Genomic DNA, 15,078 nt, shown 5'->3' with positions numbered 1-15,078 from the left:
CCGAATTGACGCTCGAACTGTTCAGCGCCTTCGGCAAGAGCTTCCTGTTCGTCCTCGCCGCGCTGCTGCCGATCCTGAATCCGGCGGCGACGGCGCCGATCTTCCTGGGACTGACCGAAGGCGCCTCCAGGCACACGCACGAAATGCTGGCGCGCCGCATCGCGCGCAACATGTTCTGGCTGCTGCTGGGGGCGATGGCCGTCGGCTCCTACGTGCTGGATTTCTTCGGCATCTCGCTGCCGATCGTGCGCGTGGGCGGCGGGCTCATCGTCGCGGCCTCGGCCTGGCGCCTGCTGACGACGACGCAGGCCACCGTGAACAGCCGCACCGAGCTGGCCGAGAGCTTCACCGCCGAGATGGCCCAGCGGCAGGCCTTCTATCCGCTGACCTTCCCCATCAGCTGCGGTCCCGGCTCGATCGCCGCCGCCATCACGGTGGGGGTCTCGCTCTCCGACTCCCGGCTGTCGATCTCGATGGCGCGCATGGGAGGCGGGGTGCTGGCGCTGCTGGCGGTCGCCGTGCTGCTGTACCTGGCCTTCCGCTATGCGCAGCAGCTGCTCAAGCCCCTGGGCGAGGCCGGCGCCATCATCTTCCTGCGCCTGTCGGCCTTCATCCTGCTGTGCCTGGGCGTCCAGATCATCTGGGACGGGATCTACCAGCTGGGCATCGGACTGCTGCGCGACGCGCTGGTGGCGCTGCCGCGCTGATCCGACGCGCGGGCCGGCCGACCGGCTCAGTCCAGCCCGTGCAGGCGCACCAGGTTGGAAGCCACTGGCGCCGGGCCGCCATACCAGTGGTGCGCGATGAAACCCCCGTCGTTGATGGCGAAGGGCCCGTCGTCGCCGCTCCGCCAGGCCAGCGCCGTGCTGCCGACCAGTTCCGGGCCGATGCCGGGCACTTCCGACACCACCCGGTCGGGCGTGATGCGCATGATCTCCTTGCGATGCGTCGTGTAGTACAGATTGCCGGCGGGCGAGAACACGAAGTCGTCGGCGCGCACCGGCCGGGCGAAGATCTCCACCGCGCCGGCGGGCGCGAGATCGCCACCGACCGGCACCCGCAGCAGGGTGCCGCGCGCCGTGTTGGAGACATACAGGTGGCCGGCGTGGATCTTCAGTCCGTTGGCCGCCGGCGTCGGCAGCGCGAAGCCGGACTCGATGTCCAGGGCATCGTCGTGCAGCCAGCGCGACACCTCCAGGCTGCGCGTGTCCAGATGCCAGATGACGCCGCCCCGGCCATCGGCCAGCAGCAGCCGGCCGGGCGCCAGCAGGGTCATCCCGTTGAGCGCCCGCGCATCGTCGAGCCGCAGCAGCCGACGTGGCGCCTCGCCCGGCGCCATCCGGTAGACCAGTTGCGTCGGCGGCGAGCGCCGGTCGACGATGCCACGCTCGGCGGCACCGAAGTACAGCGTGCCGTCGCTGTCGAACACCATGCCCCAGGGATGCACGTCCAGCCTTGCCAGCACGTCGAAGCCCTTGCCATCGACGTGGCGCAGGATCTGCCGGCCCTGGAAGTCGGTCACGTACAGCGCGCCGTCCGGGCCGACCGCGATGCTCTCCAGGAACGACGGTGCCGGCTGTTGCGCGACCACGATGGCGCGCACGCCGCCGGCCGTGGCGGGCGCCGGCGGGATCTGCGCCTGCGCCGCTGCGCCGATGAACGCGCAGGCGAGCGCCTGCCACAAGACACGAGGGCCCATGGGAATTCTCCGTTGACGAGGGATGGAAGGACGACGGCTCAGCCCGCCGGCGGCACGCCGTCGTGGGCGTCCTGCAGCAGCCGGCGCAGCGCTCGCGCCTCGACCGGGCGCGGGTTCGGATATTCGTTCTCGAGCGCGAGGGCGCAGGCGCGGTCGAGGTCGGTGGCGCGCAGGCCGATGTCCCGCAGCGCCAGCGGCGCGCCGTTGTCGCGGGCCAGGTCGTAGGTGGCCCGTGCGGCATCGGCGCCGCCCAGCGCGCGGGCGATGCGCGCCATGGCCGGGGCCGCCGCCGCGGCGTTGTAGGCCAGCACGTGCGGCAGCACGATGGTGTGCGTCTCCGCGTGCGGCAGGTCGAAGCTGCCGCCCAGGGTGTGGCACAGCTTGTGGTGCAGGCCCATCCCGACGCTGCCCAGCACCTTGCCGCACAGCCAGGTGCCATACAGCGCGTCGGACCGTGCCGCCAGGTCGCCGGGATCGCGGCGGATCGCCGGCAGGGCGCGGCCCAGCGCGGCGATGCCCTCCTCGGCCAGCAGGCTGGTCACCGGATCGGCATCGGCGGCATACAGGCCCTCGGCGGCATGGGCGATGGCATTGATGCCGCTGACCACCGACATCCCCACCGGCAGCGCCAGCGTGAGCTCCGGGTCGTAGATCACCGTGCGCGGCAGCACGCGCAGGTCGCGCCCGGTGCGCTTGACGCCCTGCTCGGTCAGGCCGTAGATCGCCGTCATCTCCGAGCCGGCATAGGTGGTGGGAATGGCCAGGATCGGCAGCCCCGAATCGAAGGCGATGGCCTTGCCCAGGCCCACGGTGGAGCCGCCGCCGATGGCCACGGCGCAGTCGGCGCCCTGCTGCGCGGCGAAGCGGCGCGCCGCGCGGGCCGTCTCGATCGGCACGTGCATGACGGCGCCGTCGAAGATGCCGGCGACGCGCCCACCCAGCAGTTCGGCGACCCGCTCGGCCTGCGCGCGCTGCTGCGGCGTGCACAGCACGATCGCCTTGCGCGCGCCGATGGCATCGAGCTCGGCCGCCGTGGCGCGCAGCGTGCCGGCGCCGAAGCGCACGCGCTGCGCGTGGCTCGTGAAGGTGAAGTCCCGCATGGCGGTCATTCGGCGACGATGTTGCGGGCCTTGATGACCCGGCCCCAGCGCTCGCTCTCGGCCCTGATGAGCTGGTTCATCTGCTCGCGCGAACCGGCCACGACCTCGAAGCCGCCCTCGGTGAAGCGCTTCACCACCTCGGGATCGCGCAGCGTGGCGGTCATGTCGGCGGCCAGCCGGTCGAGCACGGGTGGCGGCGTCCGGGCCGGCGCCACCATGCCGACCCAGGAATAGACCTCGAAGCCCGGATACGACTCGGCCACGGCCGGCGTGCCGGGCAACGCGGCGGCCCGCCTGGGCGAGGTGATGGCCAGCGCCCGCAGCTTGCCGCCCTGCAGCTGCGGCAGCACCAGCGGCAGGCTGGCGATCATCGAGTCGACATGACCGCCCAGCAGGTCGGTGATCGCCGGGCCGCCGCCCTTGAATGGCACGTGCACGCCGCTGGTGCCGGCCGTCTCGTGGAACAGTTCGGCGGCCAGGTGGTTGGAACTGCCCGCGCCGACCGAGGCATACGAGACGGCGCCGGGCTTGCGGGCCGCGGCCACGTAGTCCTGCAGCGTCCGGTAGGGCGAGGCCGCCGGCACCACCAGCACCATCGGCGAGCGCGCCACGTACGACACGCCGGTCAGGTCGCGCAGCGTGGCGTAGGGCAGGCGTGGGTAGATGTGCTGCTCGGTCGCGTAGGAGTCGAACACCAGCGCCACGGTGTAGCCGTCCGGCGCGCTCTTGGCCACGGCGGCCATGCCGATGGTGCCGCCGGCGCCACCCTTGTTCTCGATGATCAGCGGCTGGCCCAGCCGCGCGCGCAGCGGCTCCTGGATCTGCCGCGCCACCCGGTCGACCGTGCCGCCGGCGGCGAACGGCACGACCAGGGTGACGTTGCGCGACGGATAGGCCTGCGCCAGGGCGGCGCCGGCCATGGCGGCGCCCAGCGCCAGGGCGAGCCCGAGGGGTCGAAGCCATCGGAGCGTCGCGCCGGCGCGCGGGCGTCGTGGAGGATGGGCGGCGGGCTGCCGGTCGATCGCTGGCGGGTGCATCGTGGTCTCCTTGTGGGCTCGATGCGCCGATGGTATGGTTCGCGCCCCGGCGCCGGAACCACCTCCGGGCGCCAAACGCCTTTGCGCAGGCCGCACAAATGGAATCGATCAAGTTCGCCGAGAACCTGGCCATGTTCGTCGATGTGGCGCAGGCCGGAAGCTTCTCCGCCGTGGCCCGGCGCAAGGGCCTGGTGGCGTCGTCGGTGGCGCGCCAGATCGACGCGCTGGAGCAGGACCTCGGGGTGGTGCTGTTCACGCGCTCGACGCGCGCGCTCATGATGACCGACGCCGGCAGCCTGCTGTTCGAGCGCGCCGTGAGGATCCTGCACGACCTGCGGTCCGTGCGCGGCGAGGTGGTGGCGGCCGAGCGGACCGTGGAGGGACTGCTGCGCGTGAGCTGCGTCCCGGCCTTCGGGCGCCGCCACGTGGTGCCGCACCTGGGGACGCTGGCCGAGAAGCATCCGGGCCTGCGCGTCGAGCTCGAACTGACCGAACGCACAGTCGACGCCGTGGTCGAGCGCTTCGACCTGGTCATCCGGCTGGGCCCGCAGCCCGACAGCAGCATGGTCGGCCAGCGGATCGGCTACCAGCGCTACATCATCGGCGCCTCGCCGGCCTATCTGCGGCGCCATGGCCACCCCACGCGCTTCGACGAACTCGCGCAGCATCGTCTGATCGACCGGCAGCACAGCACCAGCATGCGCGGCTGGCGCGAGGTCACCGGGCCCGGCGCCTGGCTGCCCGAGCAATTCGCGTTCGAGTGCGACGACTGCGATGCCCGGCGCATGGCCGCCGCGCAGGGCCTGGGCATCGCCCTGATGCCCAACTGGGCCATCGGCGAGGACCTGGCGGCCGGACGGCTGGTCGCGCTGGAGCTGGCGGGCGCGCCACCACTGGAAGCCACCGGCATCCACCTGATGCGGGCCGCGCAGCGCGCCAACACCCGGACCAGCGCCTTCACCCGGCACCTGCTCGACAGCATCGGGCGATCGGCGAGCTGGGTGCAGGATGCCGAGACGGCCCGCAATGCCGCGCCGGTCGCTCAGCCCGCCGCGTGCGCCCGCTCCACGGCCGCGTCGGCCAGCACCTGATCCAGCAGCCGCTCCACCAGCACGTTGGGCGAGGCGCGCGGCCAGATGCCATAGGCCTCCGATGGCGTCGAGTCCTCGCGCAGCGGCCTGAACACCGCGCCGGGCAGCGCGCAATGCCGCATGGCGTCGGGCACCAGCGCCACGCCCATGCGCTGCGACACCAGCGACACCACCGCCAGCCAGTGGCGCACCTCCTGCCGCACCTCCGGCACGAAGCCGGCATCGGCGCAGATCGACAGGATGCGCTCGTGGTAGTCCGGCGAGGCGCCGCGCGAGAACAGGACGAAGGATTCGAGGCGCAGGTCCGACAGCGACACGACGGGCTGGCGCGCCAGCCGGTGCCGCGTCGGCAGGCAGACCACGAAGGGCTCGGAGACCAGCAGGCGGCATTGCAGCTCGTCCGGCACGCGGCGCGTGTGGGTGAAGCCGAGGTCGAGCCGGTCGTGCAGCAGCTCGGCCACCTGCTGGCCCGAGTTGAGCTCGGTGAGCGTCACGCGCACCGCCGGATGGGCGGCCTGGAAGCGCGTCAGCGCCTGCGGCAGGCCGCGATAGAGCATGGCGCCGACGAAGCCGATGCGCAGCCGCCCGGCCGAACCCTGCGCCACGCGGCGCGCCTCCAGCAATGCCTCCTCGGCATCGCGCAGCAGGGTCGCCGCCGAGATCCGCAGGGCCTGACCGGCGGCCGTCAGGCGCACCGCCTTGCTGTTGCGCTCGAACAGCTGGGCGCCCACCGTGTCCTCCAGCTGGCGGATCGCCACGCTCAGGGGCGGCTGCGAGATCGACAGGCGCCGCGCGGCGCGGCCGAAGTGCAGTTCCTCGGCCAGCGCGATGAAGTACCGCAGGTGTCTGAGTTCCATGGCGCGTGCTTTCTTGCGATAGGCGGATCGAATCGATCGAGACCCAATCGATATTAGACACGGATCGTCGAGCAGCCAAGAATCCGGTCTCACCAGGAGACCCGCCATGCCCCCCACCGCCGCATCGGCCGACGGCGACGCCGCCCTCGCCGCCCTCGCCGTCCATCCCGTGCCCGACCGTCACGGCCGCAGCCTCTACGAGGACGACACCGAACTGCACGCCTTGCTGGCGCTCTACCTGGACGCCGATCTGCTGGCCCACATGCGGCCGCACTTCGAGCGCCTGGGCGCGCTGGCGGGCGGACGGCTCGACGAGCTGGCGCACACCGCCGACCGCCACCCGCCGACCCTGACGCTGCGCACCCGCACCGGCATCGACGACGCGCGGGTCCACAAGCATCCGGCGTACGTGGAGATGGAGCGGCTGGCGTTCGGCGAATTCGGCCTGGCCGCGATGTCGCATCGCGAGGAGACCCTGGGCTGGCGCGGCCGCATGCCGCCCCTGGTCAAGTACGTGCTGACCTACCTCTTCGTGCAGGCCGAGTTCGGCCTGTGCTGCCCGGTGTCGATGACGGACTCGCTCGCTCGCACATTGAAGAAGTTCGGCGACCCCGAGCTGGTCGAGCGCTTCATGCCCCGCCTGCGCTCGCTCGACGTCGACACGCTGGCGCAGGGCGCGATGTTCATGACCGAGCAGGCGGCCGGCTCCGACATCGCCGCGACCGAGACGCTGGCGCGGCGCGACGCCGACGGGCAATGGCGCCTGCATGGCGACAAGTGGTTCTGCTCCAACCCCGATGCCGACCTCGCCATGGTGCTGGCGCGCATCGAGGGTGGCGCGCCGGGCCTGAAGGGCGTGTCGCTGTTCCTGCTGCCGCGCCGGCTCGCCGATGGCGGCGCCAACCACTACCGCATCCTGCGCCTGAAGGACAAGCTCGGCACCCGCTCCATGGCCAGCGGCGAGATCCGGCTCGAGGGCGCGCTGGCCCACCTGGTGGGCGAGCCCGGGCGCGGCTTCGTGCAGATGGCCGACATGGTCAACAACTCGCGCCTGTCCAACGGCGTGCGCGCCGCCGGCCTGATGCGCCGCGCGGTGGCCGAGGCCGAGCACATCGCCCACGAGCGCCGCGCCTTCGGCCGCCGGCTGGAGGACATGCCCCTGATGCAGCGGCAGCTGTCGAAGCTGCGGCTGCCGGCCGAGCAGGCGCGCAGCATGATGTTCCAGACCGCGCAGGCGCTGGCGCGCTCCGATGGCGGCGAGACGGCGGCCTATCCGCTGCTGCGCATCCTCACGCCACTGATCAAGTTCCGCGCCTGCCGCGATGCGCGCAAGGTGACCGGCGACGCCATGGAGGTGCGCGGCGGCTGCGGCTACATCGAGGAATGGAGCGATCCGCGCCTGCTGCGCGACGCGCACCTGGGCTCGATCTGGGAAGGCACCAGCAACATCGTCGCGCTCGACGTCGTCCGCGCGATCCGGCGCGAGGGTTCGCTGCCGGCCCTGCGGGCGCACTTCGAGGCCCTGCTCGACGACGCGCCGCTGGCGCCGGCCTTCGCCAACGCGTTGCGCGCGGCGCTGGAACGCGCGGCGCGGCTGGCCGAGCGCGCGGCCGAGGCCGATGGCGACCGGCTCGCGCGCCAGGCGGCCTCGGGGCTCTACCACGTGGTCAGCGCGATCGCCATGGCGTGGGAAGGCGCGCGCGGCGGTTCCACCCGGCGCATCGCCTGGGCGCAGCAGGTGCTGCTGCAGCGCGTGCTGCCGCGCGATCCCCTGGCCGATGCGCAAGTGCCGCGCGACTGGGGCGCCGACGTCCCCGTCGCGTCCGGGGCGACGGCCCCGGGCTGAGACCGGCCCGCACCTTTCGCGTCTTGCCTTTCGCCTTTCGCCTTTCGACACCCACAACGACGGAGACCTCCCCATGCGACTTCTCGCCACCCTGGCCCTGGCCGGCGCCGCCGCCGCGCTGCACCTGGCCGCGCCCGCGCCCGCCCGGGCCGACACCTTCCCCGACAAGCCCGTCATGCTGGTGGTGCCCTTCCCGCCGGGCGGGCCGACCGATGCCATGGCGCGCACGCTGGCCGCGGAGATGAAGGACCGCCTCGGCCAGCCCATGATCGTGGAGAACCGGGCCGGCGCCGGCGGCAACATCGGCGCCGAACACGTCGCCCGCGCGGCGCCGGATGGCCAGACGTTGCTGTTCGGCACCTCCGGCCCGCTGGCCATCAACGCCAGCCTCTACCGCAAGGTCGGCTACGACCCGGTCAGGAGCTTCGCGCCGGTGATCCAGGTCGGCCACCTGCCCAACATCCTGGTGGTGAATCCGGCGGTGCCGGCGAAGAACGTGCGCGAGCTGATCGCCCTGGACAAGGCCCGGCCCGGCGAGCTGAGCTATGCGTCGTCGGGCAATGGCGCCTCCTCGCACCTCGCGGGCGTGCTGTTCAACGCCTCGGCCGGCACCCAGTTCCAGCATGTGCCCTACAAGGGCACCGGCCCGGCCTTGAACGACCTGCTCGGCAACCAGGTGAGCATGAGCTTCACCGACGTGCTCACGGCCCTGCCCTATGTCAAGGCCGGCAAGCTGCGCGCGCTGGGCATCACCACCGCCGAGCGCTCGCAGGCGCTGCCGGAGGTGCCGACGGTGGCCGAGCAGGGCGTGCCGGGCTACGACGTCAGCGTGTTCTTCGGCATCGTGGCGCCGGCGGGCACGCCGCCCGAGCGCATCGCCAGGCTCAACCAGGCCTTCGTCGAGGTGCTCGCCACCTCCAAGGTCAGGCAGCTGTTCGCCTCGCAGGGCCTGGAGCCGGCCCCGGCCTCGACACCGGAGCAGCTGGGCCGCTTCATCCAGGCCCAGGTGCTCAAGTGGGCCGGCGTGGTGAAGCAGGCCGGCGCCCAGCTCGACTGACCCGCACCGGAGACCGCATGAACGCCTCGTCCCTCCCCCCGCCCGCCGGCGCCCTGGCCGGCATCCGCGTCCTCGACATCTCGCGCATCCTGGGCGGCCCCTATTGCGGCCAGATCCTGGGCGACCACGGTGCCGACGTGCTCAAGGTCGAGCCGCCGCAGGGCGACGACACCCGCACCTGGGGCCCGCCCTTCAAGGACGGCGTCGCTTCCTACTACCACGGGCTCAATCGCAACAAGCGCACCCTGCAGCTCGACCTCGCCCGGCCCGAGGGCCGCGACGCCCTGCTGGCGCTGGTGGCCGAGGCCGATGTGCTGGTCGAGAACTTCAGGACCGGCACCATGGAGCGCTGGGGCATCGGCCCCGAGGTGCTCATGGCGCGCTTTCCGCGGCTGGTGTGGTGCCGCGTCTCGGGCTTCGGATCGGACGGCCCGCTCGGCGGCCTGCCCGGCTACGACGCGGCGGTGCAGGCCATGACCGGCATCATGAGCGTCAATGGCGAGGCCGATGGCGGGCCGCTGCGCGTCGGCCTGCCGGTGGTCGACATGGTGACCGGGCTGAATGCCGTCATCGGCGTGCTGCTGGCCCTGCAGGAACGCCAGCGCAGCGGCCTGGGGCAGTTCGTCGAGGCGGCGCTCTACGACAGCGGCCTGTCGCTGCTGCACCCCCACGCGGCCAACTGGTTCCTCGACGGGCGCACGCCCGGGCGCACCGGCAATGCGCATCCCAACATCTATCCCTACGACGCCCTGGCCACGGGCACCACGCCGGTCTTCGTGGCGGTGGGCAACGACCGCCAGTTCGCGGCGTTCTGCCGCTGCATCGGCAATCCGGCGCTGGCCGACGATCCGCGCTATGCCAGCGCCGGCGCGCGCTCGATCCACCGCGCGGCCCTGAAGGAGGCGCTGGAGGCCGGGACCCGGGACGTCGATGGCGACATGCTGGTCGAGGCCCTGATGGCCGCCGGCGTGCCGGCCGCGCCGGTGCTCTCGGTCGACCAGGCGCTGGACCATCCGCACACCGCCCACCGGGGCATGCGGGTGGAACTGCCGGGCGGCTATCGCGGGATCGGCGCGCCGGTCAAGCTGTCGCGGACGCCCGCGAGCTACCGTCACGCGCCATTGACGCCGGGCGACTCGTTCGACACCGGGGGCTCGAACGCCAGCACCGGCGGCGGCTCGCCCTCGTAGCGCTCGACCTCCACCGTGCCGAGCTGGCCGGCGCAGCCCTGCGCCAGCGACGAGGTGCCGATGTCGCGCGTCAGCACATTGGGGTTGCCATGGGCGCACAGGGCGCGGCCTTGGGCATCCGTCACCGGGGCGTACCAGGCGCCGGTGGGCAGCTGCACCACGTCGGCGCGCCGGTCGGCGTCGAGGTGGGCGCTGGCCAGGCAGGCGCCGACCTCGTTGAAGATCCTCACGATGTCGCCCTCGGCGATGCCGCGCGCCGCCGCGGCGGCGGGATGCAGCGTGCAGACCTCGCGGCCCCGGCGCTTGCTGGCCTGGCTGTGGCCGCCATAGTCGAGCTGGCTGTGCAGCTTGCTGTGCGGCTGGTTGGCGACCAGCCACAGCGGATGCTCCGGCGTGGGGGCGAACCGGGGCGGCAGCCAGGCCGGATGGCCGGGACAGTCGGCATAGCCGAAGGCCGCCACCGTGGGCGAGCTGACCTGCACCCTGCCGCTGGGCGTGGGCAGCGGCGCGCCCGCGGGATCGTCGCGGAAGGCACGCAGGATGCCGCCATCGTCATCGCTCTGCGGCAGGGTGATCTCGCCGCGCCGCCAGAACTCCTCGAACGACGGCGCCTCCAGACCGAGCTTCTCCAGGCCGCCACGGGTGCGTTCGTACAGGTGCGCCAGCCACTGGCGCGTGTCGCGGCCCTCGCTGAAGGCCTCGAGCCCGCCCAGGCGGCGCGCCAGATCGCAGAAGATGTCGTAGTCGTCGCGCGCCAGGCCGTGCGGCTCGGCGATGCGATGCATGGCCACCACCAGCGGATCGGTCGGCGTGGCGCCGATGTCCTCGCGCTCCAGCGTCATGGTGCAGGGCAGCACGATGTCGGCATGCCGGGCGGTGGCGGTCCAGGCGATCTCGTGCACGACGAAGGTGTCGAGCCGGCGGAAGGCCTCGGCCAGACGCTGCAGGTCCTGGTGGTGGTGGAAGGGATTGCCGCCGGCCCAGTAGGCCAGCCGGATGTGCGGGTAGGCGCGACGCACGCCGTTGTAGTCGAAGGGCTGGCCGGGATGGAGCAGCATGTCGCTGATGCGCGCGACCGGGATGAATGCCTTCACGCCGTTGGTGCCCTGCGGCAGCGCGGCGGCGGGCACCGCGTTGTTGCGCTTGCCATAGTGGGCCAGGGTGCCCAGCGCGTAGTTGTAGCCACCCCCCGGCAGGCCGAGCTGGCCGAGCGCCGCCGCCAGCACGGCACCCATCCACACCGGCTGCTCGCCATGCTCGGCGCGCTGCAGCGAATGCGCCACCACCACCAGCACGCGCTTGCCGACCAGCGAGCGCGCCAGCGCCACCAGCTGCGCCTCGGGCAGGCCGCACACGGGCGCGGCCCAGGCGCAGCTCTTGGGCACGCCATCGGCGCGGCCCATCAGATAGTCCTCGAAGACCTCCCAGCCGTCGCAGCAGCGGGCGATGAATTCGCGGTCGTGCGCGCCATCGCTCACCAGCTGATGCACCAGCGCCAGCATCAGCGCGGTGTCGGTGCCGGGCACGGGCGCCAGCCACTCGAAGCGGGCCTCGTCGGGCAGGTCGCTGCGGATCGGGCTGATCGACACGAAGCGGCAGCCGCGCGCCGCCGCCCGGCGCATGGCGTCGCGCTCGACGTGGCGGCTGATGCCGCCGGAGGCCACGCGCGAGTTCTTGAGCGCCATGCCGCCGAAGGCCAGCACCACGTCGGTGTGCGCCACCACCTGCTCCCAGGTCACGTTGCGGCGCGCCACCTCCTCCATGCTGCCCAGGACATGCGGCAGCATGGGGCCCGAGGCACCGGCGCTGTAGCTGTTGACCGAGCGCACGTAGCCACCGAGGGTGGTGTTGAGGAACCGGTGCACCTGGCTCTGGGCGTGATGGAAGCGGCCGGCGCTCGACCAGCCATAGGAGCCGCCGAAGACGGCCTCGGCCCCGTGCGCGTCCTTCACGCGCCGCAGCTCGGCCGCCAGCAGGTCCAGCACCTCGTTCCACGACATGGCCACGTACTCGTCGCACCCGCGGGCGGGATCGGGCCCGGGCCCGCGTTCCAGCCAGCCCCGGCGCACCATCGGCGTGGTGACGCGGACCTTGTGGCGCAGGGCGGCGGGCAGGTTGTCGATCAGCGGATTGGGATCGGGATCGCCCGGATGGGGCTTCACCGCCAGCGTCTGGCCATCCCAGGCGGCCGAGAACACGCCCCAGTGCGAACTGTGCGGATGGTAGACGGGGGTTTCGGACGTCATGGGCTATTCCGCCTTCAGGTTGCCGCGTTCGACGGCGCGGCGGTAGTTGGCGACGTCCCTGACGATGAAGTCGCGGAAGGCGTCGCCGGTGACCTGCGATTCCTGGGCGCCATCGGCGCGGAACACCTTCAGCAGCTCGGGGTCCTTCATCGATGCCTGCACGGCCCGCGCGATGTGGTCCACCACGTCCTTCGGCGTGCCGGCCGGCGCCGCCAGGCCATACCACTGCGTCATGACGATGTCGATGCCCGATTCCTTCAGGGTCGGCACATCGGGCAGCGACGGGATGCGCTGGGGCGTGCTGACCGCCAGCAGCTTGAGCTTGCCGCCGGTGATCTGGCCCATCAGCGGCGTGTAGGGCGCGAAGAAGCTGGCCACCTGAGCGCCGTAGAGGTCGTTGAGGGCCGGACCGGAGCCCTTGTAGGCGATGTGCAGGATGTCGAGGTCGGCGCGCTGCTTGACCATCTCCATGACGATCTGCGCGGCGCCCCCGGCGCCGGTGGATGCGTAGGTCAGCTCGCCGGGCCTGGCGCGCGCCTGGGCCACGAACTGGCCGATGGTCTTGAAGGGCGAATTGCTGCCCACCATCAGGCCGAAGGGCGTCTCCACCAGTTGCGCGATGGGCACGAAATCCTCGGGCACCTTGTAGGGCAGGTTGGCGCGCAACGCGACCGCGCTGGCGAAGTTGCCGCTCATCGCCAGGATCAGCGTGTAGCCGTCGGGCCGGGCGCGCGCCACGCTCTCGGCGGCGATGTTGCCGCCGGCGCCGGCCTTGTTGTCCACGATCACCGTCTGGCCGATGTGGCGGGACAGCGCATTGGCGATGGTGCGGCCGTAGAGGTCGCCGCCACCGCCCGGCGGAAAGCCCACCACCAGCTTGATCGGCTGGTCGGGATAGGCGGCCTGCGCGGCGCCGGACCACGCCAGCAGTCCGCCCACGACGAGGATGACCGCCCCGACCGAGCGGCGCAGGAAATCGGGTGTGCGCATGGATGTCTCCTCGACCTACGCCGCGCCGGTGGCGATGGGCGCGCCGGGCTGGGCGCTCCACTCGCTCCAGGAGCCGGGATAGAGCGCAGCGCCCTTCAGGCCGGCCACCTCCATGGCCAGCAGGTTGTGGCAGGCGGTCACGCCAGAGCCGCACTGGTTGACCAGCTCGTCGGCGGGCCGCCCGCCGGTGATGGCGTCGAACTCGGCACGCAGGCGCGCGGCGGGCTTGAAGCGGCCATCGGCATCGAGGTTGTCCTTGAACAGGCGGTTGCGCGCGCCGGGGATGTGGCCGCCGACCGGATCCATGGTCTCGTTCTCGCCCCGGAAGCGGTCGGGCGCGCGGGCATCGAGCACCAGCCGCCGGGGACTGTCGACATTGGCCTTGACCGCCTCGTAGTCGACGGTGGCGACCAGCGGCTCGCGCAGGCTGAAGTCGCCGGCGGGCGGGGCGTCCGGGCTGTCGGTGGCCACCGGCTGGCCCGCTGCCGTCCAGGCCGCCAGACCGCCGTCGAGCACCGCCACCGCGCGATGCCCGGCCCAGCGCAGCATCCACCACAGGCGGGCGGCGTACATGCCGCCGGCGTTGTCGTAGGCCACGACCTGCGTGTCGTCGCCCACCCCCAGGGCGGCCATGGTGGCGGCGAAGGTCTCGCGGCTCGGCAGCGGGTGGCGGCCGTTGCGGCCGGTCTTGGCGGCCGACAGCGCCTGGTCCAGGTGCAGGTAGTGGGCGCCCGGCACGTGGCCGGCGCCGTAGGTCATTCGGCCGGCCTCGGGATCGGTCAACTCGAAGCTGCAGTCGAGCACCCGCGGCGGCGTGCCGGCGCGTTGCGCGGCCGCCAGTTGGTCGGCGGAGATGAGCGTGTCGTAGGTGGTCATGGGAGGGGGTGTGGGATGGGAAGGGGCGGCCGGGGACGGGCTCACTGGGAGATTTCCTTCATCAGCTCCGGCGTGATCGCGGCCTTGTAGCGTGCGATGTCGTCGAGGATGAACTGGCGGAAGGCGTCGCCCGTCAGGTTGCGCTCGATGGCGGCGTCCTTGCGGATGGCGTCGCGGACCTCGGCGCTGGCCAGGGCGCGGCCGAGGTGCTCGGACAGGTGCCGGACCACCGGCGCGGGCGTGCCCGCCGGCGCCGCCAGGCCATACCACTGCACCACGGGCACGCTCACGCCGAGTTCCTTGAAGGTCGGCACGTCGGGCAGCGCCGGACTGCGCCGGTCGCCCGTGATGGCGAGCAGCCGCAGCTGGCCCTGGCGGACCTGTCCGACCAGCGGCGAGGCGGTGGCGAAGAAGCTGTCGACCTGGCCGCCGAGCATGTCGGTGATGGCCGGGCCCGAGCCCTTGTAGGGCACGTGCAGCATGTCGATGCCGGCGGACTGCTTGACCATCTCCATGCCCATGTGCGCGGCGGCGCCGGTGCCGGTGGAGGCGAAGGTCAGCTTCTGCGTCCGGGCGGCCGAGAGCAGCTCCTGCGCGGTCCGGAAGCGCGAGTTGTGGCCCACGAACAGGCCGTGCGGCGCCTCCAGGATCAGGCCGATCGGCGTGAAGTCGTCGGGCACCTTGTAGGGCAGGCCGCGCGCCTTGGTGGCCGGTGCCACCGCCAGATTGCCGCTCATGGCCAGCAGCAGCGTGTAGCCGTCGGGGCTCGCCTTGGCGACCAGGTCGGCCGCGATGTTGCCGCCGGCGCCCGCGCGGTTGTCCACCACCACCGTCTGGCCCAGCGTCCTGCTCATGGCGTTGGCGATCAGGCGGCCGTAGAGGTCTCCGCCGCCGCCGGGCGGAAAGCCCACCACCAGCTTGATCGGCTGCGCCGGATAGGACGACGCCAGCGCGGGCGGCGCGGCCATCGCGGCCAGGCCCAGCAGGCCGGCCAGCATCAGCGCCGCATGGCGGCGGCGCATCGTGGAACCATCGAACGTGGTCGTCATGTCTTTTGTCTCCTGATGTCGGCGCGCGGCGCCGGGTGGC

General features: G+C 72.4%; 13 protein-coding genes. 5 read left to right on the top strand and 8 right to left on the bottom strand.

Annotated features, from left to right (window positions below):
• The first annotated feature begins 5 nt into the window (after positions 1 to 5).
• Positions 6 to 707 (top strand): MarC family protein, encoded by a 702-nt coding sequence (locus AC1MLT_RS16965; protein WP_481035212.1) that lies wholly within the window; start codon positions 6 to 8, stop codon positions 705 to 707.
• A gap of 26 nt (positions 708 to 733) precedes the next feature.
• Here AC1MLT_RS16965 and AC1MLT_RS16960 read toward each other — a convergent pair whose 3' ends face one another.
• From AC1MLT_RS16960 to AC1MLT_RS16950, 3 genes are read right to left on the bottom strand one after another with little or no spacing between them, the layout of a single operon-like run.
• Entirely contained in the window at positions 734 to 1,699 is a 966-nt protein-coding gene (locus AC1MLT_RS16960) for an SMP-30/gluconolactonase/LRE family protein (RefSeq protein WP_481035211.1), read from the bottom strand.
• Positions 1,700 to 1,737: 38 nt separating this feature from the next.
• Positions 1,738 to 2,799 (bottom strand): maleylacetate reductase, encoded by a 1,062-nt coding sequence (locus AC1MLT_RS16955; RefSeq protein ID WP_481035836.1) that lies wholly within the window; start codon positions 2,797 to 2,799, stop codon positions 1,738 to 1,740.
• 5 nt (positions 2,800 to 2,804) lie between these two features.
• Positions 2,805 to 3,836, bottom strand: a complete 1,032-nt coding sequence (locus AC1MLT_RS16950) for a tripartite tricarboxylate transporter substrate binding protein (RefSeq protein WP_481035210.1) — start codon at positions 3,834 to 3,836, stop codon at positions 2,805 to 2,807.
• A 98-nt stretch (positions 3,837 to 3,934) separates the two neighbouring features.
• On the opposite strand from AC1MLT_RS16950, the gene AC1MLT_RS16945 reads away from it, so the two are divergent.
• Complete coding sequence (locus AC1MLT_RS16945) at positions 3,935 to 4,927, top strand: LysR family transcriptional regulator (protein ID WP_481035208.1); 993 nt, start codon at positions 3,935 to 3,937, stop codon at positions 4,925 to 4,927.
• Here AC1MLT_RS16945 and AC1MLT_RS16940 read toward each other — a convergent pair.
• On the bottom strand, positions 4,879 to 5,784 hold the full coding sequence (locus tag AC1MLT_RS16940; RefSeq protein WP_481035206.1) for a LysR family transcriptional regulator: 906 nt from the start codon (positions 5,782 to 5,784) through the stop codon (positions 4,879 to 4,881). The genes AC1MLT_RS16945 and AC1MLT_RS16940 overlap by 49 nt on opposite strands.
• Before the next feature lie 106 nt (positions 5,785 to 5,890).
• On the opposite strand from AC1MLT_RS16940, the gene AC1MLT_RS16935 reads away from it, so the two are divergent.
• From AC1MLT_RS16935 to AC1MLT_RS16925, 3 genes are all read left to right on the top strand, one after another.
• Positions 5,891 to 7,630 (top strand): acyl-CoA dehydrogenase family protein, encoded by a 1,740-nt coding sequence (locus AC1MLT_RS16935; protein ID WP_481035205.1) that lies wholly within the window; start codon positions 5,891 to 5,893, stop codon positions 7,628 to 7,630.
• Between the two features lie 73 nt (positions 7,631 to 7,703).
• Positions 7,704 to 8,687 carry a Bug family tripartite tricarboxylate transporter substrate binding protein gene (locus tag AC1MLT_RS16930; protein ID WP_481035203.1) on the top strand — a complete coding sequence of 328 codons (984 nt, stop codon included), beginning with the start codon at positions 7,704 to 7,706 and terminating at the stop codon, positions 8,685 to 8,687.
• Between the two features lie 17 nt (positions 8,688 to 8,704).
• Entirely contained in the window at positions 8,705 to 9,877 is a 1,173-nt protein-coding gene (locus AC1MLT_RS16925; protein WP_481035202.1) for a CaiB/BaiF CoA transferase family protein, read from the top strand.
• Here the strand turns inward: AC1MLT_RS16925 and AC1MLT_RS16920 are convergent.
• The 4 genes from AC1MLT_RS16920 to AC1MLT_RS16905 are packed head-to-tail and all read right to left on the bottom strand — an operon-like array spanning position 9,799 to position 15,038.
• Positions 9,799 to 12,123 (bottom strand): molybdopterin-dependent oxidoreductase, encoded by a 2,325-nt coding sequence (locus AC1MLT_RS16920; protein ID WP_481035201.1) that lies wholly within the window; start codon positions 12,121 to 12,123, stop codon positions 9,799 to 9,801. The genes AC1MLT_RS16925 and AC1MLT_RS16920 overlap by 79 nt on opposite strands.
• Positions 12,124 to 12,126: 3 nt before the next feature.
• Complete coding sequence (locus tag AC1MLT_RS16915; protein ID WP_481035199.1) at positions 12,127 to 13,113, bottom strand: Bug family tripartite tricarboxylate transporter substrate binding protein; 987 nt, start codon at positions 13,111 to 13,113, stop codon at positions 12,127 to 12,129.
• Between the two features lie 15 nt (positions 13,114 to 13,128).
• The gene (locus AC1MLT_RS16910; RefSeq protein WP_481035197.1) at positions 13,129 to 13,989 is read right to left on the bottom strand and encodes a sulfurtransferase; all 861 of its coding nucleotides are present in this window, start codon (positions 13,987 to 13,989) and stop codon (positions 13,129 to 13,131) included.
• A 41-nt stretch (positions 13,990 to 14,030) separates the two neighbouring features.
• On the bottom strand, positions 14,031 to 15,038 hold the full coding sequence (locus AC1MLT_RS16905; RefSeq protein WP_481035195.1) for a tripartite tricarboxylate transporter substrate binding protein: 1,008 nt from the start codon (positions 15,036 to 15,038) through the stop codon (positions 14,031 to 14,033).
• Between the last annotated feature and the right edge of the window lie 40 nt (positions 15,039 to 15,078).

The organism is Variovorax sp. PEI5 (assembly GCF_056679935.1).
The sequence above is the reverse complement of the archived record's forward strand: the minus strand, read 5'-3'. Positions and strand labels throughout refer to the sequence as shown.